Origin of the sequence: Chryseolinea sp. H1M3-3 (genome assembly GCF_029360725.1) — a bacterium.
Taxonomy (GTDB): domain Bacteria; phylum Bacteroidota; class Bacteroidia; order Cytophagales; family Cyclobacteriaceae; genus Chryseolinea.
This window is the reverse complement of record NZ_JARKMY010000010.1, coordinates 699,450-725,290: the sequence shown is the minus strand read 5'-3', so window position 1 is coordinate 725,290 and position 25,841 is coordinate 699,450. Positions and strand designations below refer to the sequence as shown.

Annotated in this window: 22 protein-coding genes; 14 read left to right on the top strand and 8 right to left on the bottom strand. The window is 40.8% G+C overall.

What is annotated here, in order from left to right; translation table 11 throughout:
* The first annotated feature begins 98 nt into the window (after positions 1 to 98).
* Positions 99 to 1,007 (top strand): MBL fold metallo-hydrolase, encoded by a 909-nt coding sequence (locus tag P2W71_RS19860; RefSeq protein ID WP_276373067.1) that lies wholly within the window; start codon positions 99 to 101, stop codon positions 1,005 to 1,007.
* A 2-nt stretch (positions 1,008 to 1,009) separates the two neighbouring features.
* Here P2W71_RS19860 and P2W71_RS19855 read toward each other — a convergent pair whose 3' ends face one another.
* Both P2W71_RS19855 and P2W71_RS19850 read right to left on the bottom strand, forming a co-directional pair.
* Entirely contained in the window at positions 1,010 to 1,252 is a 243-nt protein-coding gene (locus P2W71_RS19855; protein ID WP_276373066.1) for an Ada metal-binding domain-containing protein, read from the bottom strand.
* A gap of 68 nt (positions 1,253 to 1,320) precedes the next feature.
* Positions 1,321 to 2,055, bottom strand: a complete 735-nt coding sequence (locus P2W71_RS19850) for a 2OG-Fe(II) oxygenase (RefSeq protein WP_276373065.1) — start codon at positions 2,053 to 2,055, stop codon at positions 1,321 to 1,323.
* A 175-nt stretch (positions 2,056 to 2,230) separates the two neighbouring features.
* Between P2W71_RS19850 and P2W71_RS19845 the strand changes: the two genes are divergently transcribed.
* From P2W71_RS19845 to P2W71_RS19820, 6 genes are all read left to right on the top strand, one after another.
* On the top strand, positions 2,231 to 3,112 hold the full coding sequence (locus tag P2W71_RS19845; RefSeq protein WP_276373064.1) for a DNA-3-methyladenine glycosylase: 882 nt from the start codon (positions 2,231 to 2,233) through the stop codon (positions 3,110 to 3,112).
* A 21-nt stretch (positions 3,113 to 3,133) separates the two neighbouring features.
* Positions 3,134 to 3,562, top strand: coding sequence for a thioesterase family protein (locus P2W71_RS19840; RefSeq protein WP_276373063.1), 429 nt, complete (start codon positions 3,134 to 3,136; stop codon positions 3,560 to 3,562).
* A 103-nt stretch (positions 3,563 to 3,665) separates the two neighbouring features.
* A complete protein-coding gene (locus tag P2W71_RS19835) occupies positions 3,666 to 4,052 on the top strand; it encodes a BlaI/MecI/CopY family transcriptional regulator (RefSeq protein WP_276373062.1) in 387 nt (128 codons plus the stop codon).
* Positions 4,053 to 4,055: 3 nt separating this feature from the next.
* Positions 4,056 to 5,495, top strand: a complete 1,440-nt coding sequence (locus tag P2W71_RS19830; RefSeq protein WP_276373061.1) for a M56/M15 family metallopeptidase — start codon at positions 4,056 to 4,058, stop codon at positions 5,493 to 5,495.
* 6 nt (positions 5,496 to 5,501) lie between these two features.
* A complete protein-coding gene (locus tag P2W71_RS19825; RefSeq protein ID WP_276373060.1) occupies positions 5,502 to 5,828 on the top strand; it encodes a nucleotide pyrophosphohydrolase in 327 nt (108 codons plus the stop codon).
* A gap of 167 nt (positions 5,829 to 5,995) precedes the next feature.
* On the top strand, positions 5,996 to 7,120 hold the full coding sequence (locus P2W71_RS19820) for a DUF5009 domain-containing protein (protein WP_276373059.1): 1,125 nt from the start codon (positions 5,996 to 5,998) through the stop codon (positions 7,118 to 7,120).
* A gap of 90 nt (positions 7,121 to 7,210) precedes the next feature.
* Here P2W71_RS19820 and P2W71_RS19815 read toward each other — a convergent pair whose 3' ends face one another.
* The 5 genes from P2W71_RS19815 to P2W71_RS19795 all read right to left on the bottom strand — a co-directional run bounded on the left by P2W71_RS19815 (position 7,211) and on the right by P2W71_RS19795 (position 13,133).
* Positions 7,211 to 7,912 carry a 2-phosphosulfolactate phosphatase gene (locus P2W71_RS19815; RefSeq protein WP_276373058.1) on the bottom strand — a complete coding sequence of 234 codons (702 nt, stop codon included), beginning with the start codon at positions 7,910 to 7,912 and terminating at the stop codon, positions 7,211 to 7,213.
* Positions 7,909 to 8,544, bottom strand: a complete 636-nt coding sequence (locus tag P2W71_RS19810; protein ID WP_276373057.1) for a tetratricopeptide repeat protein — start codon at positions 8,542 to 8,544, stop codon at positions 7,909 to 7,911. The genes P2W71_RS19815 and P2W71_RS19810 overlap by 4 nt, the downstream gene beginning before the upstream one ends.
* Before the next feature lies 1 nt (position 8,545).
* Positions 8,546 to 9,628, bottom strand: coding sequence for a glycine cleavage system aminomethyltransferase GcvT (gene gcvT, locus P2W71_RS19805; RefSeq protein ID WP_276373056.1), 1,083 nt, complete (start codon positions 9,626 to 9,628; stop codon positions 8,546 to 8,548).
* Positions 9,629 to 9,738: 110 nt separating this feature from the next.
* Complete coding sequence (locus tag P2W71_RS19800; RefSeq protein WP_276373055.1) at positions 9,739 to 12,561, bottom strand: gliding motility-associated C-terminal domain-containing protein; 2,823 nt, start codon at positions 12,559 to 12,561, stop codon at positions 9,739 to 9,741.
* Between the two features lie 128 nt (positions 12,562 to 12,689).
* The gene (locus P2W71_RS19795; RefSeq protein ID WP_276373054.1) at positions 12,690 to 13,133 is read right to left on the bottom strand and encodes a hypothetical protein; all 444 of its coding nucleotides are present in this window, start codon (positions 13,131 to 13,133) and stop codon (positions 12,690 to 12,692) included.
* Positions 13,134 to 13,478: 345 nt separating this feature from the next.
* On the opposite strand from P2W71_RS19795, the gene P2W71_RS19790 reads away from it, so the two are divergent.
* The 7 genes from P2W71_RS19790 (at position 13,479) to P2W71_RS19760 (ending at position 25,004) form a co-directional block, all read left to right on the top strand.
* On the top strand, positions 13,479 to 14,321 hold the full coding sequence (locus P2W71_RS19790; protein WP_276373053.1) for a prephenate dehydratase: 843 nt from the start codon (positions 13,479 to 13,481) through the stop codon (positions 14,319 to 14,321).
* A gap of 29 nt (positions 14,322 to 14,350) precedes the next feature.
* Entirely contained in the window at positions 14,351 to 15,544 is a 1,194-nt protein-coding gene (locus tag P2W71_RS19785) for an aminotransferase class I/II-fold pyridoxal phosphate-dependent enzyme (RefSeq protein ID WP_276373052.1), read from the top strand.
* A 21-nt stretch (positions 15,545 to 15,565) separates the two neighbouring features.
* Positions 15,566 to 16,447 (top strand): prephenate dehydrogenase, encoded by an 882-nt coding sequence (locus P2W71_RS19780; protein WP_276373051.1) that lies wholly within the window; start codon positions 15,566 to 15,568, stop codon positions 16,445 to 16,447.
* Between the two features lie 12 nt (positions 16,448 to 16,459).
* On the top strand, positions 16,460 to 17,563 hold the full coding sequence (locus tag P2W71_RS19775) for a chorismate mutase (protein ID WP_276373050.1): 1,104 nt from the start codon (positions 16,460 to 16,462) through the stop codon (positions 17,561 to 17,563).
* Between the two features lie 210 nt (positions 17,564 to 17,773).
* Positions 17,774 to 21,016 (top strand): tetratricopeptide repeat protein, encoded by a 3,243-nt coding sequence (locus P2W71_RS19770; RefSeq protein WP_276373049.1) that lies wholly within the window; start codon positions 17,774 to 17,776, stop codon positions 21,014 to 21,016.
* A 105-nt stretch (positions 21,017 to 21,121) separates the two neighbouring features.
* Positions 21,122 to 23,050 carry a transglutaminase domain-containing protein gene (locus P2W71_RS19765; RefSeq protein ID WP_276373048.1) on the top strand — a complete coding sequence of 643 codons (1,929 nt, stop codon included), beginning with the start codon at positions 21,122 to 21,124 and terminating at the stop codon, positions 23,048 to 23,050.
* Between the two features lies 1 nt (position 23,051).
* The gene (locus tag P2W71_RS19760; RefSeq protein ID WP_276373047.1) at positions 23,052 to 25,004 is read left to right on the top strand and encodes a DUF3857 domain-containing protein; all 1,953 of its coding nucleotides are present in this window, start codon (positions 23,052 to 23,054) and stop codon (positions 25,002 to 25,004) included.
* Positions 25,005 to 25,119: 115 nt separating this feature from the next.
* On the opposite strand, the gene P2W71_RS19755 is transcribed toward P2W71_RS19760, so the two are convergent.
* On the bottom strand, positions 25,120 to 25,824 hold the full coding sequence (locus P2W71_RS19755; protein WP_276373046.1) for a L,D-transpeptidase family protein: 705 nt from the start codon (positions 25,822 to 25,824) through the stop codon (positions 25,120 to 25,122).
* Positions 25,825 to 25,841 lie beyond the last annotated feature (17 nt).

Genomic DNA, 25,841 nt, shown 5'->3' with positions numbered 1-25,841 from the left:
CTTGCGCATAATCCTCATAAATCAAAAGCGTTCCGTTTAAAAATCTAGTGACAATAAGTAAATCACCTTTTCTTATATTTAAGAACAACTAGTCACTTATGAAAAAGACTTTTCTATTACTACTCATTGGTAGTTCCTGTCTCGTGGCACAGGCTCAGAATAACTTTGATACCGTTAACATCAAACCGGTCCTGGTAGCCGAGAATCTTTATTTTCTGAAAGGCTCCGGGGGTAATATAGGCGTATTCATAGGAAAAGAAGGAACCTTGATGATCGATGACCAATTTGCACCCCTGTCCAATAAAATCAATGGTGCTATTAAGACCTTAAGTCCAAATGATATACGCTTTTTGATTAACACACATCTTCATGGAGATCATTCAGGGGGAAATGAAAATTTTAAACGGATGGGGGCAACAATTGTAGCGCATGATAAAGTCCGTGAAAGAATGTCGAAAGAGCAGGTGAATCCCACCAATAAAAATGTTACTCCTCCAAGACCCGAAGAGGCATGGCCGGTTATTACGTTTTCGGAAAAACTTAATTTTTATTTGAATCAGGAAGACATTGAACTGGTTCACGTAAACCCGGCGCATACCGACGGCGATGTGGTTGTCCATTTTAAAAAAGTAAATGTTTTCCACATGGGCGATATGTTTGTAACCTATGGGTATCCTTACATTGATTATGGAAATGGTGGCTCCATCAATGGCTTCATCTCATCGTTGGATGCGATCTTGGCGATGATGGATGACAATACAAAAGTGATTCCAGGTCATGGGGAATTATGCAGGAAAGGGGATGTTAAAAATTTCAGAGACCACTTGGCAGAAATTCGTGATGAAGTAGCCGCCGCGTTGAAGAAAGGAAAAAAAACAGAAGAACTATCCGGTCTGCCCATCGCTAGCAAATTCGATGCAGAATGGGGGAAAGGATTTGTTAAAGGAAAAGATTTTGTGTTGCTGGTTGCCGACAACCTGAAAGCAACACAGGTTGCAAAAAAATAATATTAGTTGTCGAGTTTCCATTTTTTGTATTTACCAGGCATGCAATGACCGCAGGGACGGAATCCAAAGAAGATGGCTTCCGTTTCTGTTTCAAAAAATACTCTGTGTTGCTTTTTCATTCTTTTGCCTGACTTACAATTCAATCGGCCAAAGATTTTTAAGCGTGCATTGCCTGCATAGCGTATGCGTTGATCTTTAATTTTTTTCAGCAGGTTTTCACGGCCAATGGTTGTATGGTTTATCATTTTATTCGATGCGGTTACAAGAATCACATGACATAGCGAATTGAACCAGATGTTCTTGTGATGCAACGTTATTTCGCATCATGAAAAATAATACCTAAGGAATATCTGATGCCGCTCTTGATTTCACTTACACCGTGTTTCATTTTAGCCCGATAATATCCTTTCGAGCCTTTCACGGGCCTGAAGTTAGTGGTAAAGACTACGGCATCTCCCTGGTTAGGTTGAAGTACGCAAACCCGTGATTGAGCTCTTGGAATCTGTTCGGTCAACACAAATTCTCCTCCTTCATGATCCTGCCCTGGTTGGGTTAGTACGAAAACAATCTGGAACGGGAAATAGATCTCGCCATACAAGTCCTGGTGCAATGTATTAAATCCACCGCGCTCATACCGTAGAATCAAGGGAGTAGGACGCAATTGATCGTGCTCACGACATTGATTTATCAAATTACGATGTTGTTCCGGAAATAGCGTATCGATATTAAGGTTCCCCATCCATTCATTTGCAATAGAAGCCAACGGCGGATAAAACGATTCACGTAAAGATTGAACATAGGATGGAAGTGGATAACTGAAATATTTATATTCTCCTTGTCCGAACCGGTATCGCTGCATATTGATAATGCTTCGATATTGTTCCGGGTGTTGATATAAGGCAATCAGCTCGCTGCAAATCTCAGGCGGTAAAACATTACGAATAATACTAAATCCTCTAGTGTTAAGATTATCGGCGATATTATTCCAATGCATGTTTTTGATGGAGGTGTCCAATGCTGAAGCGTGAGATGGAAAAGTAGAAATCATAGATAAATGTTTTGTCTACAAAGGTTCTCTATGGAAATAGTACAATCAACCCGGATCTTGCGGAAACCATAGCATAATTTCCGTTGTTTAGCGATTTGGAATCTCCATTGCTACCTTATTTTCTTTTCACAAGGAACCAGCGATTTACTATCTTGAAATTTCTTTTAAACGTCTAATGAAATCTCTGCGTATACCACCTCCCCAGGAATTCAGCTACGAGCTTGCGCTGACTTTCTTAAAGCGCTCACCCCGGGAGTTGTTACATAAAGTTGTTGAGGATAGAATCGAGAAGGCATTAAGGATTGATGATGCGATTATTATTTTTTCTATTCATTATGATGAGCAGGATTTAATAGTAGATTTTCTAAACACCAATGTCACTGTAGCACAGGCAACCGAAGTTGTTAAATACATTCGGGAATGGTTGGATCTTGATACGGACCTTAAGCCATTTTACGTTATGTGTCAAAAAGATAAATTACTAAAGGGTCTGGTCGAAAGTTTTTATGGATACCGTATTGTTGGGCAGCCCGACCTGTTTGAATCAATCGTTTGGGCGGTACTGGGCCAGCAGATCAATCTTCAATTTGCTTACACCTTGAAACAAAGATTCGTTGAGCAGTTCGGAGAGGAAGTAACGCTAAAAGAAGAGACATACTATTTGTTTCCCACGCCTGACGCAGTTGCTCGACTTACACCTGAACAACTTTTACCTTTGCAGTTCTCTAGACAGAAGGCAGCATATACGATTAATATTGCACAAGCATTTGCAAAAGGTCATGTCTCCAAGGAGAAGCTTGTAAACCTTCCATTAAAAGAAGCAAAAGAATTGCTCATGAAAATCAAAGGCATCGGTAACTGGACGGCAAACTATGCACTTATGAAAACCTTTCGCCATGCGGATGCATTTCCGCTGGAGGATGCAGGTATTCACAACGCAATAAAGAATTTGAAAAAACTGAAAAGAAAGCCGACGTTGGAAGAAGTTAAAAAAATATTTAAGAAATATAAAGGCTGGGAAGCTTACGCCACATTGTATTTGTGGAAGAGTTTGTAATTAAGAAATCAGATTAATATCATGGCACGTATCCAACTTAATTTACCTGAGAAATTCTTGTTCTCTACTGAACTTACGGTTCGTGCATCTGATCTCAACTACGGGAATCACGTTGGCCACGATACCATTCTTACGATAATGCAAGAGGCACGTATAAAATTTTACCAAACCCTCGGATTTAAAAATGAACTTAATTTTGAAGGATCCATCGGTCAAGTCATTGCAGATGCGGCGGTTCAATATAAGTCAGAATCATTTTTAGGTGATGAGCTGACAATCAAAGTGGGTGTCTCGGACTTTAATAAATACGGATTCGATATGCACTATCTCATCGATAATAAGGCAACCGGGAAAGAAGTTGCAAGAGGTAAAACCGGAATTGTTTGTTTTGATTACGATACACGAAAGGTTGCCAGGATTCCGGAAAAACTCAGGGAAAAACTTCAATAGCAATCTTTGAAAACTTATACTTTTTGATTTCAAAAATAATTATGTGTTCATAATTACTATAAAAATAGTTTGATTACTATAAATATAGTTATACCTTTCTGCCATGATATTAAAAACACTTACAAAGGCAGAAGAACAGGTGATGCAATATTTATGGGAGATGGAGCGGGGGTTTTTAAAAGATATTCTTGAAAAATTTCCGGAGCCGCGCCCTGCATACACTACAGTGTCAACGGTCATTAGAGTTCTGGTGAAAAAAGGTTTCATCAGCTTCAGGACTTATGGCAAAGTAAATGAATACTATCCCAAAATTTCCAAGTCCGAATATTTTCAGCATCAGGTAAAACCGATGATTTCGAATTATTTTCAGGGCTCACCAGCCACCATGGTTTCTTATTTCTCGAACGCCAAGCTTAATCTTTATGAACTCGAAGAAATTAAGAAGCTCATTGATGACCGCATCAAAAAATTAAAAACCAAAAAAAAGTAGGCGATGGAGAATCTATGGTACCTTATTCAGGTTAATGCGTGTATCACAATTTTCTATATCCTCTACGTTATATTTTTTAGAAATTTGACCTTTTTCCTGGTGAATCGAATTTACCTCGTAGTCTGTCTGTTAGGTTCTTTTATACTTCCATTATTGAATTTTTCCAGCGTAGCACCTGATTACCACTTGACAGCATCAGATTTTATTTCCTCGACTTCATTCCAAGCCCTGCAACAAGATACCGAGATACTTCTCGAGTCTCCGTTGCTGTCTGTTTATTCGATCATTTCTATCATCTACTGGCTTGGATGTATTTCGGTTCTCTTAAGGATTGTATGCTCGGTTACAGGATTACTGCAGTTAAAGCGACGGTCAACGACATCAATACATAGACAGGCCGTGATTGTATATAGTGATATTGAGGAACCATTTTCATTTTTTAATCTCATCTTCTTGCCAAAGCGGAATGTGAGTAGTTTGATATTGGAGCACGAAATTGCTCACGTTAAGCATCGCCACTGGTTTGATTTGATGATTGTTGAAATAGCAAGAATCGTCATTTGGTTCAATCCCGTGATGATATGGTACAGTCAGTCAATAAAGATGCAACATGAATATGAGGCGGACGCTTTTGTATTGAACAAGGGAGCGCAGCTGGAACATTATCTTGACTGTTTACTGCTCCACTTGCAAGCCAATAGCTCAACCATACACATTAGTAAATTTTATTCTCAAACCATTAAACAAAGAATTCTTATGATGACCAAAAACAAAAGTTCTCTCCGGTTCTTACTCATTTATGCGATCTCTATGCCCGTCGTCTGCATGTTGTTGTTTGCCTTCTCAACCCCCGTGGCGTCATCAGTGTCTTTTGATAGTAGCTACGACCATAACAAAGATGGACAAGTGGTTATTATTGTCGACGCTGGTCATGGAGGTAATGATGCTGGGAGTGAAACCAAAGGCATAAATGAAAAATCAATCGTTCTCACCTTGGCGAAGCAGATACAACAAATGGGCGAGGCTAAAAATGTGAAAGTGATTCTCACGCGTAACAACGACAATGGCTTAACGTTGGAAGACAGAGTTATGCTGACGACCCGCCATGCGGCCGATGCATTCATTTCGCTCCACATGAACTACGACAATAATGCCTCCACTTCTGGGATTGAATGTTTTGTAAGTGAAAGGAATAGCCGTTTCAATGAAAGTAAAATGCTGGCTGAAAAAGTTGTTCAACAACTTCAGTCGTTGAAAGGAATTTCGGTAACGGGTATAAAAAAATCTGATCCTTATATTTTAAGTAAAAATAATGTCCCCTCTATTATTTTGGAATTAGGTTATTTATCAAATAACACAGACCGTTCCTTTATGACGGATGAAAACAATCAGCAGCAGGTTTCGAAAAGTATTATCGATGCTGTTGTTCAATACACCAAATAGATTTGTATGACTTTAGAGCAGGCTCAACAGGTGGTGGATCAATGGATCAAGACGAATGGCGTACGGTACTTTAATGAACTTACTAATATGGCCATGCTAACGGAGGAGGTAGGCGAAGTTGCCCGTATTATCGCCCGTCGATACGGAGAGCAATCTGAGAAAGAATCGGATAAACACAAAGATCTGGGGGATGAATTAGCCGATGTTCTTTGGGTATTAATTTGCCTGGCCAATCAAACAGGTGTTAACCTTACAGAAGTCTTCGCTAAAAACCTGGAAAAAAAAACACTTCGTGACAAAGATCGTCACCATCAAAATCCCAAGCTCACATAACCCCTGTCAGAATACAGAGACCTGCTTTCAGTAGGCAGGTCTCAAATTTACTTTTCCGTAGGCACAGTTAACACTTTCGTGGTGTGTGTTGTGCCAGTAGATTATAACATTAATCGGCTTGCACCTCTGAGAAAAATCCAGGAGCTTTAGATAAATCCTGAGCCACCATGACCGACAATCAACGCTACCTTGCACTGGATGTATTCCGGGGAATGACTGTTTGTTTTATGATCGTAGTAAATTCTCCCGGTAGCTGGCACATTGCTTACGCACCATTGCTGCATGCTCCGTGGCATGGATTTACACCTACCGATCTCGTTTTTCCGTCCTTCCTGTTTGCTGTCGGTAATGCCATGGCTTTTGTAATGCCTAAGTATCAGTCGCTGGGGGCCGACGTTTTTTGGAAGAAGACCATCAAACGAACCGTGATCATTTTTTTGTTGGGTTATCTCATGTATTGGTTTCCTTTTTTTCAAACAGCCGAAGGAGGTGGATTGGAGTTAAAGCCTATTGCGGAAACACGAATTCTTGGGGTGTTACAACGTATAGCGTTGTGTTATTTCTTTGCGTCAATAATACTGTATTATAGTTCGAGAAACTTTGCCATCTGGTTCAGTGTATTTGCACTCTTCGGTTATTGGATAATATTGTATGCTTTCGGTGATGCAAATGACCCCTATAGTATGTTGGGAAATTATGGATCTAAACTTGACTTGTTGATATTTGGTGAAAAGCATTTATATCACGGGGAAGGGGTTGCATTTGATCCGGAAGGACTGCTGAGCACCCTTCCTGCAATTGTAAATGTCATCGTTGGTTACCTGGTTGGCGATTATATTCGGAAAAATAAAAGTTCTTACGAGTCTATTACTAAGCTTTTGTTGACAGGCGCCGTTCTGATCTTTGCCGCACTTGTCTGGGACATGTTTTTTCCCATCAACAAAAAACTCTGGACGAGTTCATTTGTATTGCTCACGGTTGGGCTGGGCACAGTTGTTCTGGCTGCTTTAATGTATGTCGTGGATATAAAGAAAAGCCGGCGCTGGACTTATTTTTTCGAAGTGTTTGGACGCAATCCACTTTTCATTTATCTGTTATCAGAAGTAGGTTTAATCTTGCTATTGATTGTTCCTTCACGGGAACATAGTATCAGAACGTGGCTTTACGAGGATTTTTTTGGAAGCTTTGCAAGTCCCATCTTCGCTTCGTTCTTGTTCGCGGTATTCTTCATGCTATTGTGTTGGGGTGTAGGATACCTCTTAGACAAGAAGAAGATATATGTGAGGGTATGATGATGGATGTTATCCGCGAATTTTAAATGTTGTGATGTGACCGCTCAGGAAATGAAATGTATGAGAGGATAGGAATTACCCTTCTGAATATCAAACTTCAAACTTCGAACCTTTCAATACTGGGAGAACATCATATTTGTCGATGGTCAAACAGAATTTAATGTCTTCAAAAATATTGAGGTTAGCCAAGCGTTTCACATGACTTGCTTCTTTCAAGAATTCAATCATGTTAGATTTGGCGAGTTTGTAAAGATGAACGCATGCCTGCGGCGCGTCGCATTCCAGTTCAATTTCATTGCGAAGGCTCTCGATCAATGCGCCGGCAAAAAGTGTATCTTCCAAGTTAAATCTACCCTTCCATCCAGCACACACAATGAGTACATCATTTTGACATTGTCGAATATGTTTTGCAACAGCTGATAAATTGAGAAAAGACCCTATTACAATTTCTTTTGCATCCATCGATTTGGCAATCGCTTGCGTGCCGTTGGTGGTAGTGAACGCAATTTTTTGGCCCTGTAATTTTTCGGCCATGTATTCAAAAGGAGAATTGCCCAAGTCAAATCCTTCCACTTTTTTGCCATCCCGCTCACCTGAAGTAAAATATCCTTTGCTCTTCATAGCCCGACAATCCTCCAACGAAGCAAAAGGTGTAATACTTTGTATTCCGTAAGCGAAGGCGGTAGTCATACACGAAGTTGCGCGGAGAATATCAACAACAACCACAGTGCGGTCATCTGTTTTGTACAAATGCATTAAATCCGGACTAAGGCAAACATCTACTTTTTTCATTTGGAAGGAACACAAGCTTGAATCTTGCTGCAGTTTTGGTCGATATGACTTTTGGAATAAGTATTTCCGAGTTGAAAAGATTGGCACCAATCCGCGCAGGCCTTACTTTCTTGACCCAGCTTATAAAATGTAATGCCGCGATTGTGCAACGAATTATGATGTTTTGGATTAAGGGCGATGGATGATGTGAAATCCGCTACAGCTTCTTGCAGTTTGTTTTGTTTCAATAAGATAGTGCCTCGTTTGAAAAAATAAATAAAGTGATCGGCATCCATGTTAATTGCTTGTGTGTAAAAATCAGTCGCCTGTTCTACACTGTCGATTTGTTCGTAGGCATTGCCAATTTGAAATACATATTCGCTTTGGTCAGGAATCAGCTCGTGCAAAAACTTATATTCTTTAATCGCTTCCTGGTATTGCTTTAAATTGAAAAGCGTGACGGCACGATTATATCGGTAGACGAAATTATTGCCGCTGGCTGCAGTGAGTTTATCGAGGTGTATAAGCGCTTCTTTATAATTGCCTTCATCCATCAACGATATTGCCAGATTATTTAACGCAACTTCTTCTTTGGTTTGCGCAGACAGTCCAGCGCTGATCAAAAGAAACGCAACTGCAAGCCTGTACGTCATGTTAGATAAAAGGTAATTTATGAATGGAAGCTTTCAGAAGCCGCCCGCGAACGTCGATAAAAATTTCATGGTCAGGGTTGGCATGTTCTGTTGTTACGTATCCGAGCCCCACGCCGACTCCTAAGACGGGCGACATTGTACCCGACGTTACTTTTCCTATGGATGAACCATCGGCCGTTTTGATAATGTAGTCATGGCGCGGAATACCTTTATCAATCATCTTAAATCCTACCAGTTTACGTTTTACGCCTGTTTCTTTTTGCTTTTTAAGGGCATCAGAATTCGTAAACTGTTTTGAAAATTTTGTAATCCATCCCAAACCTCCTTCCAGTGGAGAGGTAGTATCATCAATGTCATTGCCATACAAACAAAAGCCCATCTCAAGTCGTAATGTATCGCGCGCACCTAATCCAATAGGTTTAATATCAAATTCTTTTCCGGCTTCGAAAATTGCATTCCAGGTTTTCTCGGCATGTTTCTTATCGATGTAAATTTCAAATCCACCTGCACCCGTATAACCGGTGTTCGAAATAATAACATCTTGAACGCCGGCAAATTCTCCTTTGCTGAAATGATAATATTTAATAGTATTCAGGTCAATCTTGGTTAATTTTTGCAAAGTAGCCGCTGCCTTCGGACCCTGAACAGCAAAGAGGCAAATGTCGTCCGAAATGTTTTTCATCGTCGCTCCCTTTGTGTTGAATTTTGTAATCCAGTTCCAGTCCTTTTCAATATTGGAAGCATTAACTACAAGCATGTAATCATTGTCTTTGACTTTATATACAATAAGATCATCGACAATGCCGCCGGTCTCGTTGGGTAGACATGAATATTGCGCCTGCCCATCGATAAGCTTGGATGCATCGTTGGAAGTAACGCGTTGAATAAGATCCAATGCTTGCGGCCCCTGAACGAGGAATTCTCCCATGTGAGATACATCAAAAACACCAACACCTTTACGCACGGTCATGTGCTCTTCAATATCTGAAGAATAACGCACAGGCATGTTATAACCTGCGAAGGGTACCATTTTAGCACCGAGTTTTGTATGTAAATCGTTAAGGGGGACAAGCTTTAAATCCATGGCGTTCTTTTGAAGAGCACAAAGGTAAACTATTTCCGAAAAAATGAGGGAAATAATCTGCGTTGAGCGAGGCGGAAATGGTTTTCATATTCCGTGATATCCAAACATTTTTATTTATTTCGAATGAGGTGCACCCAACCTTTGATAATTTTAGTTTGCTGCGCAGGATTCCTCACATCGAAGGTGACGTTGGCTGAATAATAGTAAACGCCAGAATCCAACTGTCTACCTGTATTTGATGTTCCATCCCAAAGGAAAGTACCTCCCTTCGGAACAATTTTATTTGTAGAATATATCTCGGTGCCCCAACGGTTATAAATTTTCAAATCGATTTGTTTTACAAACCTTGCACATCGTGAGGCTCCATTCTCTGGCCCGAAGCCAATGAACTGATCGTTGCGGCCGTCTTCAGAACCTGGTGTAAAGACATTGGGTAATTCAAAGTAAGGACAATTATCGTTACAGACAGCCTCACTTTGAGAGCTCATATTTCCTGCAGCATCAACGGCTACTACCTTGTAACATTTGGCCAGGGAAGTGAGGTTGGAATGTCGAAAGGAATTGTCCGATACCGTGGTCAATAAAATGAATTCATCACCTTCAGCGTCTGCCTCAAAGACCTGGTAGGTCAGGCCATCTTCCAAACAGCTATTATCGGAATAACTCCAAGAAATGTAATTGTAGTAGGTGTCCGTATCACATGGCAGGTTGCTGCAATCCATTTTGTCTATTACAACGGTTGGCGTGCACGGTGGCTTTGAATCCAGGATAGCGCTAGCAACGACTTGCGAATAATTCTCCAAAGGTTGACTGATCGATGGGTTACCATACGAGCCCCTGCTTAGAATTTTGTAATAGTAAAACTTGTCCTCCACCAGGCGCTGGTTTTGAAATTTCCCTTCATCGATGTATTCAAACCCGGATTTAATTACATCAACGCTATCAATCAAAATAAACGGTCCGTTAAGTCCTTGATCGCTGCGATAGATGAGATGGAAAGGGAAAGTTTGGACGTAATTCGACCACGGTGTTTGGGCGTCCCATGTAAGTTTGATTTGGCCCCGTTGCGATTCGGCAGTGAGAAAAACTGAAGAAGCGATGGATGAAGTATCGATCGGTGTCGTACTTAATGTAGGAACAAACAACTCAATTCTGTATTCGTAAGGGAAGGTTTGAGAATTGACAGGGGTATCAATAAAGACGGTATCACTGATGGGATCCTGGGTAAGTTCAGTAAAGGTATTATTCTCCCACCCGTTGGAGCGATAAACTTTATAAGCGTATGGTGGAGGATATTGAGTTTTTTCAATGTCAAACGGTGACGTCCAACGCACTTGAATACTTCCATTCATTTCGTGGGTTTCAATAATTGAAACATTGGTAATCACTGGTGCTTCTGCGGGTTTTGGTATAAGACAAGTATCTAGGGATATCCTGCTTGGAATTTTATTTTCACCAACAAGGGCGACGATCCGGTAACAATACTGCGCGCCGATTGAAAGATCAGAATCGGTATAAGTAATCACATTGCCGGGAAGCGTCGCTAACAATGTATATCGTAAAAAGTAAGGCATTCCATTATTACATTCCGGCTGATCATAAACATATTCGGCTACCCTTCTCCAAACCTGAAAGCTTTGTATGTTTTTACAAGGATAGTTACTCCACGCCAGCGTTACGCTTTTCGAAACAGGGTTGACATTTATACTTTCGATCTCAGGAACCGGTGCAATTACTTTTATGGAAACGGTTTTAAACTGGACCAGCCTTGGCCCGCCGGGTGGGTTATCCGTTACTTTGAATACGATTTTATACGGCTGGCCTTTGATGTGCAAGCATGTTGTATTCCATGTAAATTGGACTGAAGCGGTATCGTTAGGTGCTATGGTAGATTGTAGGGGAGAACCCGAAGGTGTTATTTTTCCCGGACTATTCGCTAAAGAAAAAACATCCGAGAAAGCTTCAATCGAAACAAGATCGCCATCGGGATCAGACGCCGGTATCGTGAACTGTACAGCGGTACCTGCTGTCACACAAATATCGTCAGGTACAATTAGTTCTGGTTTATTATTTGAGCAACCTTCCGCAAGAACTTGCATGTCGCGAATGCTAAAGCCTGACTCAACCCATGCACTATCGGTTTCATTAAATTTCCAGGCAGTAATTTTAATAGCAAAAGCATATTCACCGGGGGATCCTGGCGCGTCCCACGTAACGGTGCCGTCGGCCGCATCGATGACGAAGGTTGGAGGCCCATTATTATTTTCGTTAGCCTGGTTATAATTGATACCGACAGAAGTATAAAATTGCGTATGGTTGGGGTACCGATAATTTTTTACATCCTTATCGGTACTGCTTTTAGGAAGAATAAATGAAAAAGAAATGCTATCATCGTCAGGATCTGTGGCACCAGGATTATGATAATATGCAATGCCACTGCAGGCACGATCGACAGGTGGAACAGTTAAGTACGGTGATGAATCACAGTGTTGAGAAGAGATGGTAATCCCCGTTTCAGTATAGAATGTTGTAAATTCAGATTCATCCATATTAATGATGCCCTCGTTTCTGGCATATTCACTATACGACAATATGTAATAACCGGAAGCTGCGTAAGTATGAATGACTGTATACTGAACTCTGCCAATATTAAGAATCGGGTCAATAATTGTAGCAGGTTGCTCAGGAACCAGTAACGATGTTCCGTCTCCAAAAGATAATGTATCCTGTTCACCGCCGCCAAAAGCAACCGACGAAGCTGTGTTAACGTACGCGATGAGCGTAATTTCATATCTACGCGCCTGGCAGTCAACCGGCTTGGCCCGGATCTCGACAGCAATCATATGTGAAGCCAACGTGAGCGTTGCATTGAAACAAAAGAATGCCATCCAAAGAAAAAGAAGCAGTTTGCCGCGCCATTTCGGTTTAAGCATAAGTTTTAATTAAACGGCAAGTCAAATATTATTTCGATGTACTAAACTGTCCTATAGCCATCTAGTTATTTGTTTTTGATAACCATGTGCTACCGATCCTGAAATAAAGCAGGTTGCGATCATGACTGCTATTCTTTCAAAGCTTCCCCTTCTTCAATCGCCTTCAGCATATCTTCTTTAACTTTGGAGACTTTTACTTTTTGCTCCTCTAAATACGTCCTCGCTTTTTCTTCACCAAGACTATCCGGCAAAGGGTTAAAATTTCGCATCCATACCATCATGCCTTCACTGGCAGAATCCAGCTGAAGAATGGCGGATTCAATCTTTTTCTTTTTTTCCTCCGTCATCTGGGGTGAATCAGCTACTTGTTTTTTCAGATGTTCCTTAAGTTTATAGAGATCGTCCATCTTCGGCATAACCTCATCATGGACGCTCATTACCTCATCATATAATTGCTGGTTGGCGCCTTTCTCGTCGCTGTGGCTATGCGCTTCATGATCTTGTTGTTTTTGTCCACATCCCCAAGCCAGGACAAGAGCGCATAAAAGGATTGGTTGAAAGCTGATTTTCATATTATAAGGCATTTTATCTGTGAGGTAGACGTAAAGTTAAGATGTATTGGTCAACGGCTGAACTAACAATCATTAGTTTAAAAGAAATTTTACAGTAAAGATTACCTGGTGCTTGCAACTGCCGAAAAAAAAATTTTATCTTTGAGCTATCAAGAACAAGAAATGAAAGCTCACAACACATTTTTTTACTTTTATTACTTTTTTAGTGCCCCGGCGGGACTTTAAGAGTAGCTGTGTTGTTGATTAACGATAACTAAAACTCAAAAAGGTCCCGGTAAAACGGGACTTTTTGCTTTTATAGACTTTTTAATTTGAAAGACCTCGGCCCTGAAAAGGAAAAACAGTATGGCGAAGAAGAAAAAATTAAGGATTGCAATTCAAGGTATAGCGACCAGCTTTCACGAAGTGGCGGCGCTTACCTATTTCAATGAACCCATTGAAACGATTGAATGCCTTACTTTTCATCAGCTGTGTGAAAGTCTTAAGAGTGGTAAAGCGGATTATGCAGTCATGGCTATTGAAAACTCCATTGCCGGAAGCATCTTGCCTAACTACTTTCTTTTGCAGGAGTATCATTTCAGCATTATAGGTGAACTGTATTTGCCTATTCACATGAATTTACTAGCCCTGCCAGGTGTGAACTTGAGCGATATCAAAACGATTGAGTCTCACCCCATGGCCATCCGCCAGTGTGCTGAATTTTTGCACGGGTTAAAAAATGTGGAGATCCGGGAAAGCGATGATACAGCACTTTCTGCGAAACGTGTGTCAGAACTTAAGTTAAGGGATACTGCTGCCATTGCGAACGAACATGCGGCGAAAAAATATGGACTTCAGATACTGGAAAAGCGGATTGAAACTCATAAAAAGAACTTTACAAGATTTTTAATTTTGACCAAACGGAGTAACGGTAAGGCTGATGCAAACAAAGCATCGATTTCTTTTGAAGTAGCAAATGAAGTTGGAAGCCTGGCTGACGCCTTAATGACGCTAAAAGATAACAGCATCAACTTAACTAAAATTCAATCCATACCTATTATTGGAAGGCCGAGTGAATACTCCATCCATATTGATGTAGAATGGCGCAAAAGAAAAAATTACGATGATGCCATGCATCAGGTTCTTCGCCAGGTTAAAAATCTGAATGTTTTAGGGGAGTATAAGAAGGCCAAGATTGAATACAAATAGCAAAACAATAGTCGAATACAGTACAGTATATGATACAAACTGCAAAAAGGATCGCAAATGTTGAAGAGTACTATTTCAGCAGAAAGCTCGCTGAAGTAAGGGGTCTCGATTCTCCGGAATGGCGTGTGATTAATCTAGGAATTGGTAGCCCTGATCAGGCACCGGATCCGTCTACGATCGACGCATTGATCAATTCTGCAAAAAATCCTTCAAACCATGGGTATCAGAATTACAAAGGTATTCCTCAATTGCGAAAAGGTATCGCCGACTTGTACCAACGAATTTACAACGTCACCCTCGATCCGGAAAGTATGATTCTTCCGCTCATGGGTTCAAAGGAGGGAATCATGCACATCTCGATGGCATTTGTCAATGAAGGAGATGAAGTGTTGATTCCAAATCCAGGATATCCAACATATTCCTCGGTTGCAAACCTTGTTGGTGCAACGTTGAGGCCATATGCATTGCGCGAGGATTCAAACTGGGGCATCGACATCGAGGCGCTCAGGAAAAGTGATTTATCAAAAGTAAAACTGATGTGGATTAATTTTCCACACATGCCAACAGGACGAACTGCTACCCGTGAAGAACTAAAAGCATTGATTGGCCTCGCTCGTGAAAATCAATTTTTGATCGTGAATGACAATCCTTACAGCATGATTCTGAATGACGAGCCGTTGAGCCTTTTAGCAATTGAAGGGGCAGACGAAGTAGCATTGGAATTGAACTCGCTAAGCAAGTCGCACAACATGGCAGGTTGGCGGATCGGTTGGGTTGCTGGTAAGAAAGAATATATTGACGCTGTTTTAAAAGTCAAAAGCAACATGGACTCAGGCATGTTTTTGGGTTTACAACATGCCGCTGTTGAAGCGCTGAAGAGCGGAAATGAATGGTTTGTTGCACTTAACAAAGTTTATGGAGCACGTAAGAAAATTGCGTGCGAACTGTTGACGCGTTTGGGTTGTAGTTTTTCTTCCAAACAATCTGGTTTATTCGTCTGGGCGAAGGCACCTGAGCACATTGTCGATGTTGAAAAGTGGATCGATGAAATTCTTTACGGCACCAAGGTGTTTATTACACCTGGGTTTATTTTCGGCGATGCAGGTAAACGATACATTCGTGTTTCGCTGTGCTGCACTGAGCAGATGTTACGGGAAGCGCTTATCCGCATTGATAAATTTTTGAAGTCAACGTCTGATAAAGCTGAAAAAAATCAGAGGTAGGTATTAACACCAACGCTTAGCATGAAGACAACCGTTATCGGACTAGGATTAATCGGAGGATCAATTGCACTCGATCTTCGAAAGGCAGGCATCGCCACCGAACTGGTTGGCGTGGATCTGAATGGTGCAAATGCAGCCAAGGCAGTAACGTTGGGGCTGGTGGATTCCATTGAAAGCGAAGGAACAGCCATTACAACTTCTGATCTGATTATCCTTGCTATACCGGTAAATGCATTGGCTCAATTGCTCCCATCAGTTTTGGATTCGATCAAAAAGAAAGCAGTAGTTATTGATACTGGCTCGACCAAGCGAATGATCTGCCGTGCGATTGCTAACCATCCAAATAGGGGCCAGTTTGTAGCATCACATCCAATTGCCGGTACAGAAAATTCCGGACCGGAAGCGGCATTTGAAGGACTGTTCCGGGGCAAAACAAATATCATCTGCGAGAAAGAGAAATCTTCCAAAGAAGCACTTGAATTGGCAGAACGAATTTTTACTGTGTTAGGAATGAGCACCATCTTCATGGAGCCCGAAGAGCACGACAAGCATGTGGCCTATGTCTCACATTTGTCGCACGTCAGTTCCTTTTTGTTAGGTCAAACGGTGTTGGATATTGAACGTGACGAAAAGAATATTTTCGCGCTTGCTGGAAGTGGTTTCGCATCCACAGTTCGTCTTGCCAAGAGTTCACCCGATATGTGGGCACCGATCTTTGAACAAAATTCCGAATATTTAAGTCAGGCATTGCTGGAGTACATCATGCACCTGCAAAAATTTCAGTATTTCTTAATGAAGAGAGATGGAAAAGAGCTTCAACGCATCATGAAGGATGCTAACCGTATCAGAGAAATTTTAAACGGCATAGAATATAAACAAACCAAATTAGTACAAGAAAAATAAAATTGAATACATATGAAAAAGGCATTGCAGCTTGAATCCATTTCAAAATGGTTACCTACCGCCAGCAAACCCATCATCATCAGTGGTCCTTGCAGCGCAGAAACAGAAGAACAAACCATCGCGACTGCAAAACAGTTAGCGGCAACGGGGAAAGTACACGCACTACGCGCGGGTATCTGGAAACCACGTACCAGGCCGGGCCAGTACGAAGGGTCAGGTGCCGAAGGTTTAAAATGGCTCATTCAAGCTAAGAAGGAAACCGGTTTGCCGGTCACTACTGAGGTTGCGAATGCCGCTCACGTTGACGCATGTTTAAAGGCAGGTGTCGACATTTTGTGGGTAGGAGCACGGACAACCGTAAATCCTTTTTCCGTTCAGGAAGTTGCTGATGCTTTAAAGGGAGTGGACATCCCGGTGATGGTGAAGAATCCTATAAATCCTGACCTTGAACTTTGGATTGGTGCCTTGGAACGTTTGAACAAAGCAGGTATTACAAAGATGGCAGCAATTCACCGCGGTTTCTCTGCGTTTGAGAAAGGTCCGTTCAGAAATGCGCCAATGTGGGATATGGCGATCGAATTGAAAACCAGAATTCCTGAGTTGGACATCATTTGCGATCCAAGTCACATTGCCGGTAACCGTGAATTAATTTCTTTCATTTCTCAAAAAGCGCTTGACCTGGACATGGTGGGCTTGATGATTGAGACGCATATTAACCCGGATGCCGCATGGAGTGATGCCAAGCAACAAGTAACACCAGCTGTTTTGTCTAAAATCATTGATGGCCTGGTCGTACGTTCCGTGTCCTCTGATAATAAGATTTTCAAAGATACACTCAGCATCCTTCGCGATGAGATTGACCACCTCGATGACGAGATCATGTCAAAGTTGGCTGCAAGAATGAAAATATCCGAAAAGATTGGCCAGTATAAAAAAGAAAATGGTGTTACGATTCTCCAAGTATCACGCTGGGAGGAAATTATTCAAACACGTGTTCAACTTGGTAAAGCGATGGGACTAAGCCCTGACTTCACAAGCGACCTGTTAAAACTTATCCACCAGGAATCTATCCAGATTCAAACTAAGGTGATGAACAAAACAGAAGCGCGCGTTTAACATAGTTGCGAAACAGTATACATACGGGTCGCAGAATCTTTTTTCTGCGGCCTTTTTGCGATTTTACCCTATTACAATTGCTCACAAATGGATTTTATTTTTTTGACTAAAACCCGCCATTTCTTACAGAAGGGTTTATTCTGTCATTTTCAAACGGAAGCATAACGCTAATTTTTTTTCCTTTAGTCAAGCAAACTTTTTGACTTCCGTATGATTCGTTTTTGCCTGGTAATCATCGTTATAGCGATTTCTCTACCTTGTTATCCCCAGGAGCCAACCTTTATTAATGCAGCTCAAGTCATTAATCGAGGAAAGGAGTTGTACGATTCCGGTAAATACAAGGAGTCCATTCAGCAATATCTTACTATTCCCAAACGGGACACTGCATACATAAATATGCTGTCAGAAATTGCATTGTCTTATATCGCCGCGGAGGAATTCGATAAGGCGCTTGCAAGTTGTCAGGAGGGATTAAGAAAGACGTCTCCGTATCGCGCGCACCTCCTGCGTTCGCAAGCGATCGCCACAGATCGCAAAGGGGATTATGATAAAGCAGTCACGTTATTTACCGAGGCTATTGAAGCTTATCCTACCGATGCTATTCTCGTTTATAACTTAGGCATTACACACTACAATCATAAAGATTATGATAAAGCAATATCCTGCTTTTTTCGAGTGCTGGAGATGAATCCGTTCCATCCCGGAAGTCATTTGAATCTCGGAAGAATTTCTGCAGGGCAAGGTAAAAAAACACACGCTATGTTATCGTTCGGGATGTACCTCGGGTTGGCTAACGACGATAATGAACGACTGGTGTTTATGGAAAAATATGTGTCTAATCAGTTTACAGAGGAAGGCTCGTTACCCACTACTAATCCGAATGCTTTTGAAAAATTAGATCAGATCATCCGGGCGAAAATTGCGATGGACAAGAATTATAAATCAAAAATTGATCTTGACGTCGCGCTGGTAAAACAATATCAAATGTTCTTCGATCAGTTGGGGACTGCATCTGCTAATACCGACGATCCATGGGCCAGTTATTATTTGCCCGTTTACCAAGCCTTAAAAGAAAATGAAATGGTAGAGCCATTCATCTTTCATATTCTCAAATCAGCCAACATTGAACTCGTTAAAAAATGGCATCACAAAAATCAAAAGAAGCTTGAGGGATTTTATAACGTTACCAACCTGTCGCTTAAGAAAAAGCGTGAGCTTATTGTCTCTCCACTTTTAAACTTCGACAAGCCCACACAAGCCTGGTATTTTGCGAATAATCGCATCGAGGCTATTGGTAATGAAGATGCCCAAGGAAAGCGCAAAGGCAAATGGATTTACTTCAGACAAAATTATGAACGCTCTGCTGAAGGCACGTACGCAGACAACGGTAAAAAAATTGGTGTATGGAAATACTATAACGATGATGGAACTGTCAGCAGCATAGAAAATTCAGAAACAGGAGAAGTGAATGTTTATCATGATGGAGTTTTAAATCAACATTTTTTTCTGAAGAATGAAAAGATCCATGGTAAGGTCCAATTGTTTGACGCATGTGGTACGCTAAATGAGATTTTGAATTATGATCGGGGTCGGAGGCATGGACCCGGTAAAACGTTATTCGCCAATGGAAACACAAAATCGACGTATACCTATGACTCCAATAAAGTCGTGGGGGTCTTTACGAATTATTTCGAAAGCGGCAAAATAAGAAATGTGTTAACCTACAAAGCTGACATTCTTGAGGGACGCTACGCTGAAAATCATGCAAATGGAAAATTGAAATCCGAAGGCAATTACTCGAATGATCAGATAACGGGTTTGTGGAGATATTATCATCCTAATGGCAGGCTTGAAAGCACCGGTAAATATCACGAAGGAAAGTCTGCTGGTGAATGGACATTCTATAACGAACGCGGCGTACTTATTGAAAAGAGGAATTTTGATGCTACAGGCAAATTCAACGGAGACAATACAATTTATCACAATGGTAAAGTTCACTACATCAACAACTACAAGAATGATTTGCTAATTGGCGTTGTATATCTGGATACACTTGGAAAACAACTGGGAAAATTTGGGCACGCAAGCGGTAATTTTAGTGCTAAGCAATTTTACCCAACGGGTCAGCTATCTGGCGAGGGCGCTTACAAGGAAGGTAAAATACATGGGCCCTGGCGATATTACTTCCCCGAAGGCACCAAACATAGTGAGTACGTATATGAAAATGGTCTGGCCCAAGGGGCAGCCGTAGAGTATTTTAAGTCTGGCGGAAAGAAATACGCATTCAACTACAAAGATGGTAAATTTGATGGCGGGTTTCAGGAATTCTATCCGCATGGGCAGCTAAAACAGGCAGGATGGTTTACCGATGGAGATCGCCAGCAGCAATGGTTATCGTACTATCCTAATGGTGTACTTGAATTGGATTATTATTATCTGAATGGCCAATTGTCAGGATTGTGTCTTGATTACAACACAACGGGGACACTATCGTCTTTAAGTGAATATAAAGCTGATCAACTGGAGGATATCATTAATTATAATTCAAACGGCACCGCCATCACACAAAAGACTAAGCAAGCCGGGAACGTGAAATTTCAGACCACATATATCAGCGGTAAGCAACAGACAGTATTCGAAACCACATGCGGCAATTACACAAAAATTACGAAGTGGTTCCCTGATGGAAAAATTTTCTACGCCTTCAGTTTTTTAAATGGTCAAAAGGACGGCCCGTATCAATATAACGCAGTTACAGGTAAGACACTCCTTCAAGGAAACTTTATTAATGGACAGGAGGAAGGTTGGTGGAAAGGATTTTATGAAAATGGTAAGCTGGACTATGAAGGAGCTTACTTGTCTGGAAAGCATGACAGCACATGGTTATATTATTTTCCGAATGGGCAAATTTCTTCTATCGCGGAATTTAGAAATGACGAACGCAATGGAATAACCAGATATTTCGGGCCAGAAGGCACACCGCTGCTCGAGAAATTGTACATCGAAGGACATCTCGTTGGCTTTCGTGAAATCACCCCAACACAAGCTGCAAAAGCATGGAGGCCTTTTACGGGTAATGCGCAGATCATTATCAATTATGATAATGGAAAAAAAGCATACGAGGAGACATACAAAAATGGAGTTTTAACGGGACCAAAGCGACTTTATTACCAAAGCGGCAACTTGTTTAGTGAGTATAATTATGTGCTCGGTGACTATGACGGCGAATATCGTATTCATCAAGCCGACGGTCGATTGATTGAGAAGGGTACCTACAAGTTCGATGAGTTGCATGGTGTTGTTGAAAAATACAATGACGATGGATCGTTGCATTTGAAAGAAGAATACGCGATGGGTTCGAAAAATGGAAAAACAGTGTTGTTCGAAAAGGGTCAGAAGAAGGTGGAGTATGAATTTTTTGGTGGTTTACCTTTTGAGACAAGCATGCAATAATTAATCTGGCAAATGATGAACGCCGTGGGCATTGATGATTCAGTACGTTTCAACTGCTTCGAGTTGCCAATGGTAGACCGACTTAAATATATCAACAACTGATCGATGAATAAAATATTTGCCAGCATCTTTATTGCCGTTAGTTTTTTCAGTACGAGTCCCGCTCAGCAATCCGAAATTTTAAAACAGTATTCCGCGAAATTTCCGGATGCTCCAGCAGCTTTTATCGAGCGTTCCGAAACCATCGCCATATTGGTAAAGAATGACTCGCTTGAAATTTTTGGTGATATATTGGAAGACATGATTCACCTGAAATCACAAACGGATGTTTATTCAACAGGTAGAGTTTTTGGTTCGCATTTCACAGAGGTAAAAGATCTGAAAGCAAAAACGCTCATTTGGGAAAAGAATAAATTCAAGGAGATGCACGTCACTGAATTCAAGAAAAACCATGATCAGGCTGATGGTATTTTTTACGACGACTCCTACAATTACTCATTTACGTTTCCCTCTGTTTCGTTGGGTAATCGAACACATCTTCAGTATCGCACCATGATGAAGGATGCGCGTTTTATGCCAGGATACATTTTCACAAGCTATATCCCTCAGGGAAAAGCTACCTACACTATCAAGACTACTAGACAGGTCGAATTAGTTTATGAGGTTGTGAATGATCCTAAACATACGATCAATTTCAAAAAGTATGAGAAGGGTGGTTATGTTTTTTATGAATGGACGGCAACGGATGTACCTGCCCGGAAAAATGAAGATGAGAGCCCTTCTGTAAGATACTTCACGCCACATCTTATTTGTTATGTGAAATCATATGAAAACAAAAGTGGAAAAGTAAATGTCCTTTCCAGTTTGGATGATTTATATGCCTGGTATAACACTTTTGTTAAAGATTTGAATAAAGAATCATCTGCTGAACTCATTGGAATTGTAAATAAGATCAAGCAAAGCAGCAAAACCGAAATTGATATTGTAAGAAATGTTTTCTACTGGGTACAGGAAAACATTCAGTACGTTGCTTTTGAGCAAGGAATGCGTGGTTTCATCCCCCATCATGGTTCTTATGTATGTGAGAAGCGTTATGGTGACTGCAAGGATATGGCTAATCTTATAGTGACGATGCTTCGGCTTGCTGATGTGAAATCATATCATACCTGGATTGGAACGCGAGATCTTCCATACAAGTATAGTCAGGTACCCACACCGTTGGTTGATAATCATATGATTGCAACCTACATCAGCTCGGATAAACAGTATTATTTTCTCGATGCAACAAGCGATCATACTCCCTTCGGTTTACCCTCTTCCATGATTCAGGGAAAAGAGGCTTTGATTGGTCTGGACCCAACACATTATGAGATCAAGGCCATTCCTGAAATACCGAAGGAAAGAAACATTATGACAGATTCTGTCTCTATCAGACTTGATGGGAATCAAATCGTGGGATCGGGTATTAGTTCATTAGGCGGCTATCCGAAAGTGTTTGGCGGTTATGCCCTTGATCGTTCGGAAAAAGAGGATATAAAGCGGTATGTAACCCGGTTAATCGGAAAAGGCAGCAACAAGTTTTATCTCGACAATTATGCTTTGTCGGATGCTTATGACAGGGACAAACCTACAGTGATCGATTATTCGTTCCGTATAGGTGATTATTTTCAAAAGATTGGTGACGAGTTGTATGTGAATATGAACTTAACAAAAGAGCATTACAATGACTTTATCAATCTCTCACTGCGGGAAACACCAAAAGAACGTGATTATAAATACGAGAAGATAGAATACTGTGAGTTGACCATCCCGGAAGGGTACAGTGTCGAATACTTGCCTCCAAACGCAAAAGCTGATGGTGAGTTGTTGGGATTTGAAACAGAATATACATCGGAGAATGGTAAAATCGTATTCAGGAAAAAATTCTATGTGAATTATTTATTGATGCAGCCTCAACAGTTCGAACATTGGAATGCATCGGTCAAGCCACTCAGCGAGGCGTACAAAGAGTCTATTATTTTAAAGAAGAAATAAAATGAAGTTTGTGAAACTTTTAGGCGTAGCAGCATGCTGCATTGTTGCGACAACATTATTTGGAAATGCTTTCAAGCCTTATGAATGGGAGAAAGAAAGGACGCGTTATAAATTGTCTGAAAAAGACGGAGCCCTTTCGGAAATTATCTTGAAACAACACACCCAATATGAATATGTGTTTGAGAACAATCAATTCGTATTGTACTCTACAATTCACAGGATCATTTATGTCAATAATAATGAAGCTGTACAGAAGCATAACCGTATTGTAATCTCCATGGGTAATGCACTTGATTTGATCGATGTGAAGGCACGTTCCATTAATAAAGAAGGTAAAGCAGTTTATTTTGACAAAAGTAATCTGAAGGAACTAGCTGATGAAGAGACTGGCAAGGCGTTCAAAATTTTTGCTATTGAAGGCATCGAGATGGGAAGTGAGATTGAATATTATTTCGTACGCAAGATGCGTCCGAGTGTGTTCGATAGAGTTTTTGTACAATTTGACGTGCCTGTAAAGCACAATTCATTTCGCTTAACATGTCCTGAACATTTGAAGTTTGATTTTAAGACATACCATAATTTCCCTGAAGTAAAAGAAGCGGATAGCGATGAAATGAATGTATACGAAACTTCAATGACGGATGTGCCGGCATTGAAAACAGAAGCCTTTTCTAATTTCGACCCGAATCGTAAACGTATCGAGTTTAAGCTGGCGTACAACACTGCCAGATCAGATGCGCGTTTATACACTTGGGATGAAGCGGCTAAAACATTTTACACCATGCTAACAGAGGTCTCAAAAGACGATCAAAAAGCATTGGATAAATTTGTGAAGACACTTGCGGACGATCCAGCTAAAAACCTCGAGGATAGAATCAGGGCCATCGAGAATAAAATTAAAACCACAATACAGGTTAACAAAGATGGTGCTGGCGAGTCACTCAGTCAAATTGCGTCTATCCTTAAGGTTAAAGTAGCATCCCATCAAGGTATGACGCGGTTGTTTCTGGGTGTATTTGATAAGTTAAAAATTCAATGTCACCCTGTCATTACCTGTAGCAGAGAAAACATAAAATTTGATGGAGAGTTTGATTCATGGGCATACCTTGATGATTACGTTCTATATTTTCCTGAAACCAAACAGTTCTTGGCGCCCTATGTTTTTGAGTTTCGGTATCCGCTGATTCAGCCGGAGTTCACCGCACAAAAAGGATTATTTATTGAACCCTTCCAAATCGGAGAGGTGAAGTCTGCGCTCTCTTCCATTGGTGAAATTCCTGCCGTTGACTTTTCCTACAATTCTGATAATTTGGAAATTGAAGTTGCCTTTAATGATGATTTGGCTACCAATCAAATTCGTCAAAAACGGGACTTTGGTGGATATAACGCAGCTTATTTCTCACCGTATTATGATATGATGTCGGCCGATCAGCGCATAGGAATGATCGATCAACTCACAAAGCAAATAGCACCCGATGCAGTGATCAAGAAATGGACTGCCAATCCAGTTCCAAATTCCAAAGCAAATAATTTCATAGTAGATGTAAATTTCGAATCTTCCCATTTCATGGAAAAGGCCGGGCCTCGTATTCTTTTTAAGGTTGGCGAACTGATTGGTCCCCAAGTTGAAATGTATAGAGACGAACAACGTGTTTCGGAAGTTGAAAATGATTTCAACAGAATGTATAATCGTATTATCAAAATTGAATTGCCGAAAGGTTACCAGGTTAAAAACCTCGCAGATCTAAAATTAAATATCGCTTACAACGAGAAGGATCAAACTCCATACCTGTTTAAGTCTGACTACGTATTGAAGGATAACTTTCTTGAAGTCCACGTTGAGGAATACTACAAGCAGATTTACGCGCCACTCTCTCGTTATGAAGATTTTCGAAAAGTAGTAAATGCAGCAGCTGATTTTAACAAAATTACATTGGTGCTGGAAAAGAAATAATTTTGGCGAATTACAGTTTTGACGAGAATCTTCGAGATGGATGTTTTATCACAGTCTGATGGAGGTTGAAATGAGCGGTGCTCTTGGTCTGTCGGAAGGGACTGTTATTGTTTCATCAAACACCATCGAAAAAGTATTCACCCTTGCTATTTATTCGTACGGTCCTCAACTTTTTGGTGCGTTCAAAATCGTCATATACTTCTTTTAAATTGTTCCAGAAGTCTGTATTGCCTGTATGGGCAAAGGAATTTTTCAACAGCAAAGCCCCATCCTTCGTAAACCTCGTGGGAAAAATATGGACTGGAATTTTTTTCTGTCCGTTGTTCCGAGCTTCGACCGCTAATATGTAAAGCTCCTTTATTTTATCATCCGTAACGGGAATGCATCCAATAGTCACGCAGTTGCCATGGATGTAAATGGAGCCACCGGGGTGTTTTCGATCACTTAATATGTTGTCAGATGCATTGGGATAATTCAACCCCAGCGACAAATGGAAATTGCTTTCCGGATTGAAGTGATTGATGTGATAGACGCCTTCCGGGATTTGCAAATCACCTTCTTTTCGTTTTGGACCTAACGTTCCGGAATTTGCACAATATGAATAAGTGGTCAGTAAATCATAAGTATCTCGGCCTTTTTGTTTAATCCAAATTTCAAGTTCTTTCTCATGCTTAAAAGCCCGCACGAAAAGATTGAATTCAGAAGTGTTTAGCTTTTTGTCTTTGAAATAATTTTCAACCGTGGGTTCCTTTTCCTCATACGCGGTCTTTACCCGACTGTATTGACGTTGGGTTTCTTTGAATGAGGCAATTTGAAGCATGAGGCTCAATAATATAT

Excerpts from the sequence above, each read along its gene's own strand:
- P2W71_RS19860 (WP_276373067.1), top strand. The coding sequence starts at position 99 with ATGAAAAAGACTTTTCTATTACTACTCATTGGTAGTTCCTGTCTCGTG.
- P2W71_RS19855 (WP_276373066.1), bottom strand. The coding sequence starts at position 1,252 with ATGATAAACCATACAACCATTGGCCGTGAAAACCTGCTGAAAAAAATT.
- P2W71_RS19850 (WP_276373065.1), bottom strand. The coding sequence starts at position 2,055 with ATGATTTCTACTTTTCCATCTCACGCTTCAGCATTGGACACCTCCATC.
- P2W71_RS19845 (WP_276373064.1), top strand. The coding sequence starts at position 2,231 with ATGAAATCTCTGCGTATACCACCTCCCCAGGAATTCAGCTACGAGCTT.
- P2W71_RS19840 (WP_276373063.1), top strand. The coding sequence starts at position 3,134 with ATGGCACGTATCCAACTTAATTTACCTGAGAAATTCTTGTTCTCTACT.
- P2W71_RS19835 (WP_276373062.1), top strand. The coding sequence starts at position 3,666 with ATGATATTAAAAACACTTACAAAGGCAGAAGAACAGGTGATGCAATAT.
- P2W71_RS19830 (WP_276373061.1), top strand. The coding sequence starts at position 4,056 with ATGGAGAATCTATGGTACCTTATTCAGGTTAATGCGTGTATCACAATT.
- P2W71_RS19825 (WP_276373060.1), top strand. The coding sequence starts at position 5,502 with ATGACTTTAGAGCAGGCTCAACAGGTGGTGGATCAATGGATCAAGACG.
- P2W71_RS19820 (WP_276373059.1), top strand. The coding sequence starts at position 5,996 with ATGACCGACAATCAACGCTACCTTGCACTGGATGTATTCCGGGGAATG.
- P2W71_RS19815 (WP_276373058.1), bottom strand. The coding sequence starts at position 7,912 with ATGAAAAAAGTAGATGTTTGCCTTAGTCCGGATTTAATGCATTTGTAC.
- P2W71_RS19810 (WP_276373057.1), bottom strand. The coding sequence starts at position 8,544 with ATGACGTACAGGCTTGCAGTTGCGTTTCTTTTGATCAGCGCTGGACTG.
- gcvT (WP_276373056.1), bottom strand. The coding sequence starts at position 9,628 with ATGGATTTAAAGCTTGTCCCCCTTAACGATTTACATACAAAACTCGGT.
- P2W71_RS19800 (WP_276373055.1), bottom strand. The coding sequence starts at position 12,561 with ATGCTTAAACCGAAATGGCGCGGCAAACTGCTTCTTTTTCTTTGGATG.
- P2W71_RS19795 (WP_276373054.1), bottom strand. The coding sequence starts at position 13,133 with ATGAAAATCAGCTTTCAACCAATCCTTTTATGCGCTCTTGTCCTGGCT.
- P2W71_RS19790 (WP_276373053.1), top strand. The coding sequence starts at position 13,479 with ATGGCGAAGAAGAAAAAATTAAGGATTGCAATTCAAGGTATAGCGACC.
- P2W71_RS19785 (WP_276373052.1), top strand. The coding sequence starts at position 14,351 with ATGATACAAACTGCAAAAAGGATCGCAAATGTTGAAGAGTACTATTTC.
- P2W71_RS19780 (WP_276373051.1), top strand. The coding sequence starts at position 15,566 with ATGAAGACAACCGTTATCGGACTAGGATTAATCGGAGGATCAATTGCA.
- P2W71_RS19775 (WP_276373050.1), top strand. The coding sequence starts at position 16,460 with ATGAAAAAGGCATTGCAGCTTGAATCCATTTCAAAATGGTTACCTACC.
- P2W71_RS19770 (WP_276373049.1), top strand. The coding sequence starts at position 17,774 with ATGATTCGTTTTTGCCTGGTAATCATCGTTATAGCGATTTCTCTACCT.
- P2W71_RS19765 (WP_276373048.1), top strand. The coding sequence starts at position 21,122 with ATGAATAAAATATTTGCCAGCATCTTTATTGCCGTTAGTTTTTTCAGT.
- P2W71_RS19760 (WP_276373047.1), top strand. The coding sequence starts at position 23,052 with ATGAAGTTTGTGAAACTTTTAGGCGTAGCAGCATGCTGCATTGTTGCG.
- P2W71_RS19755 (WP_276373046.1), bottom strand. The coding sequence starts at position 25,824 with ATGCTTCAAATTGCCTCATTCAAAGAAACCCAACGTCAATACAGTCGG.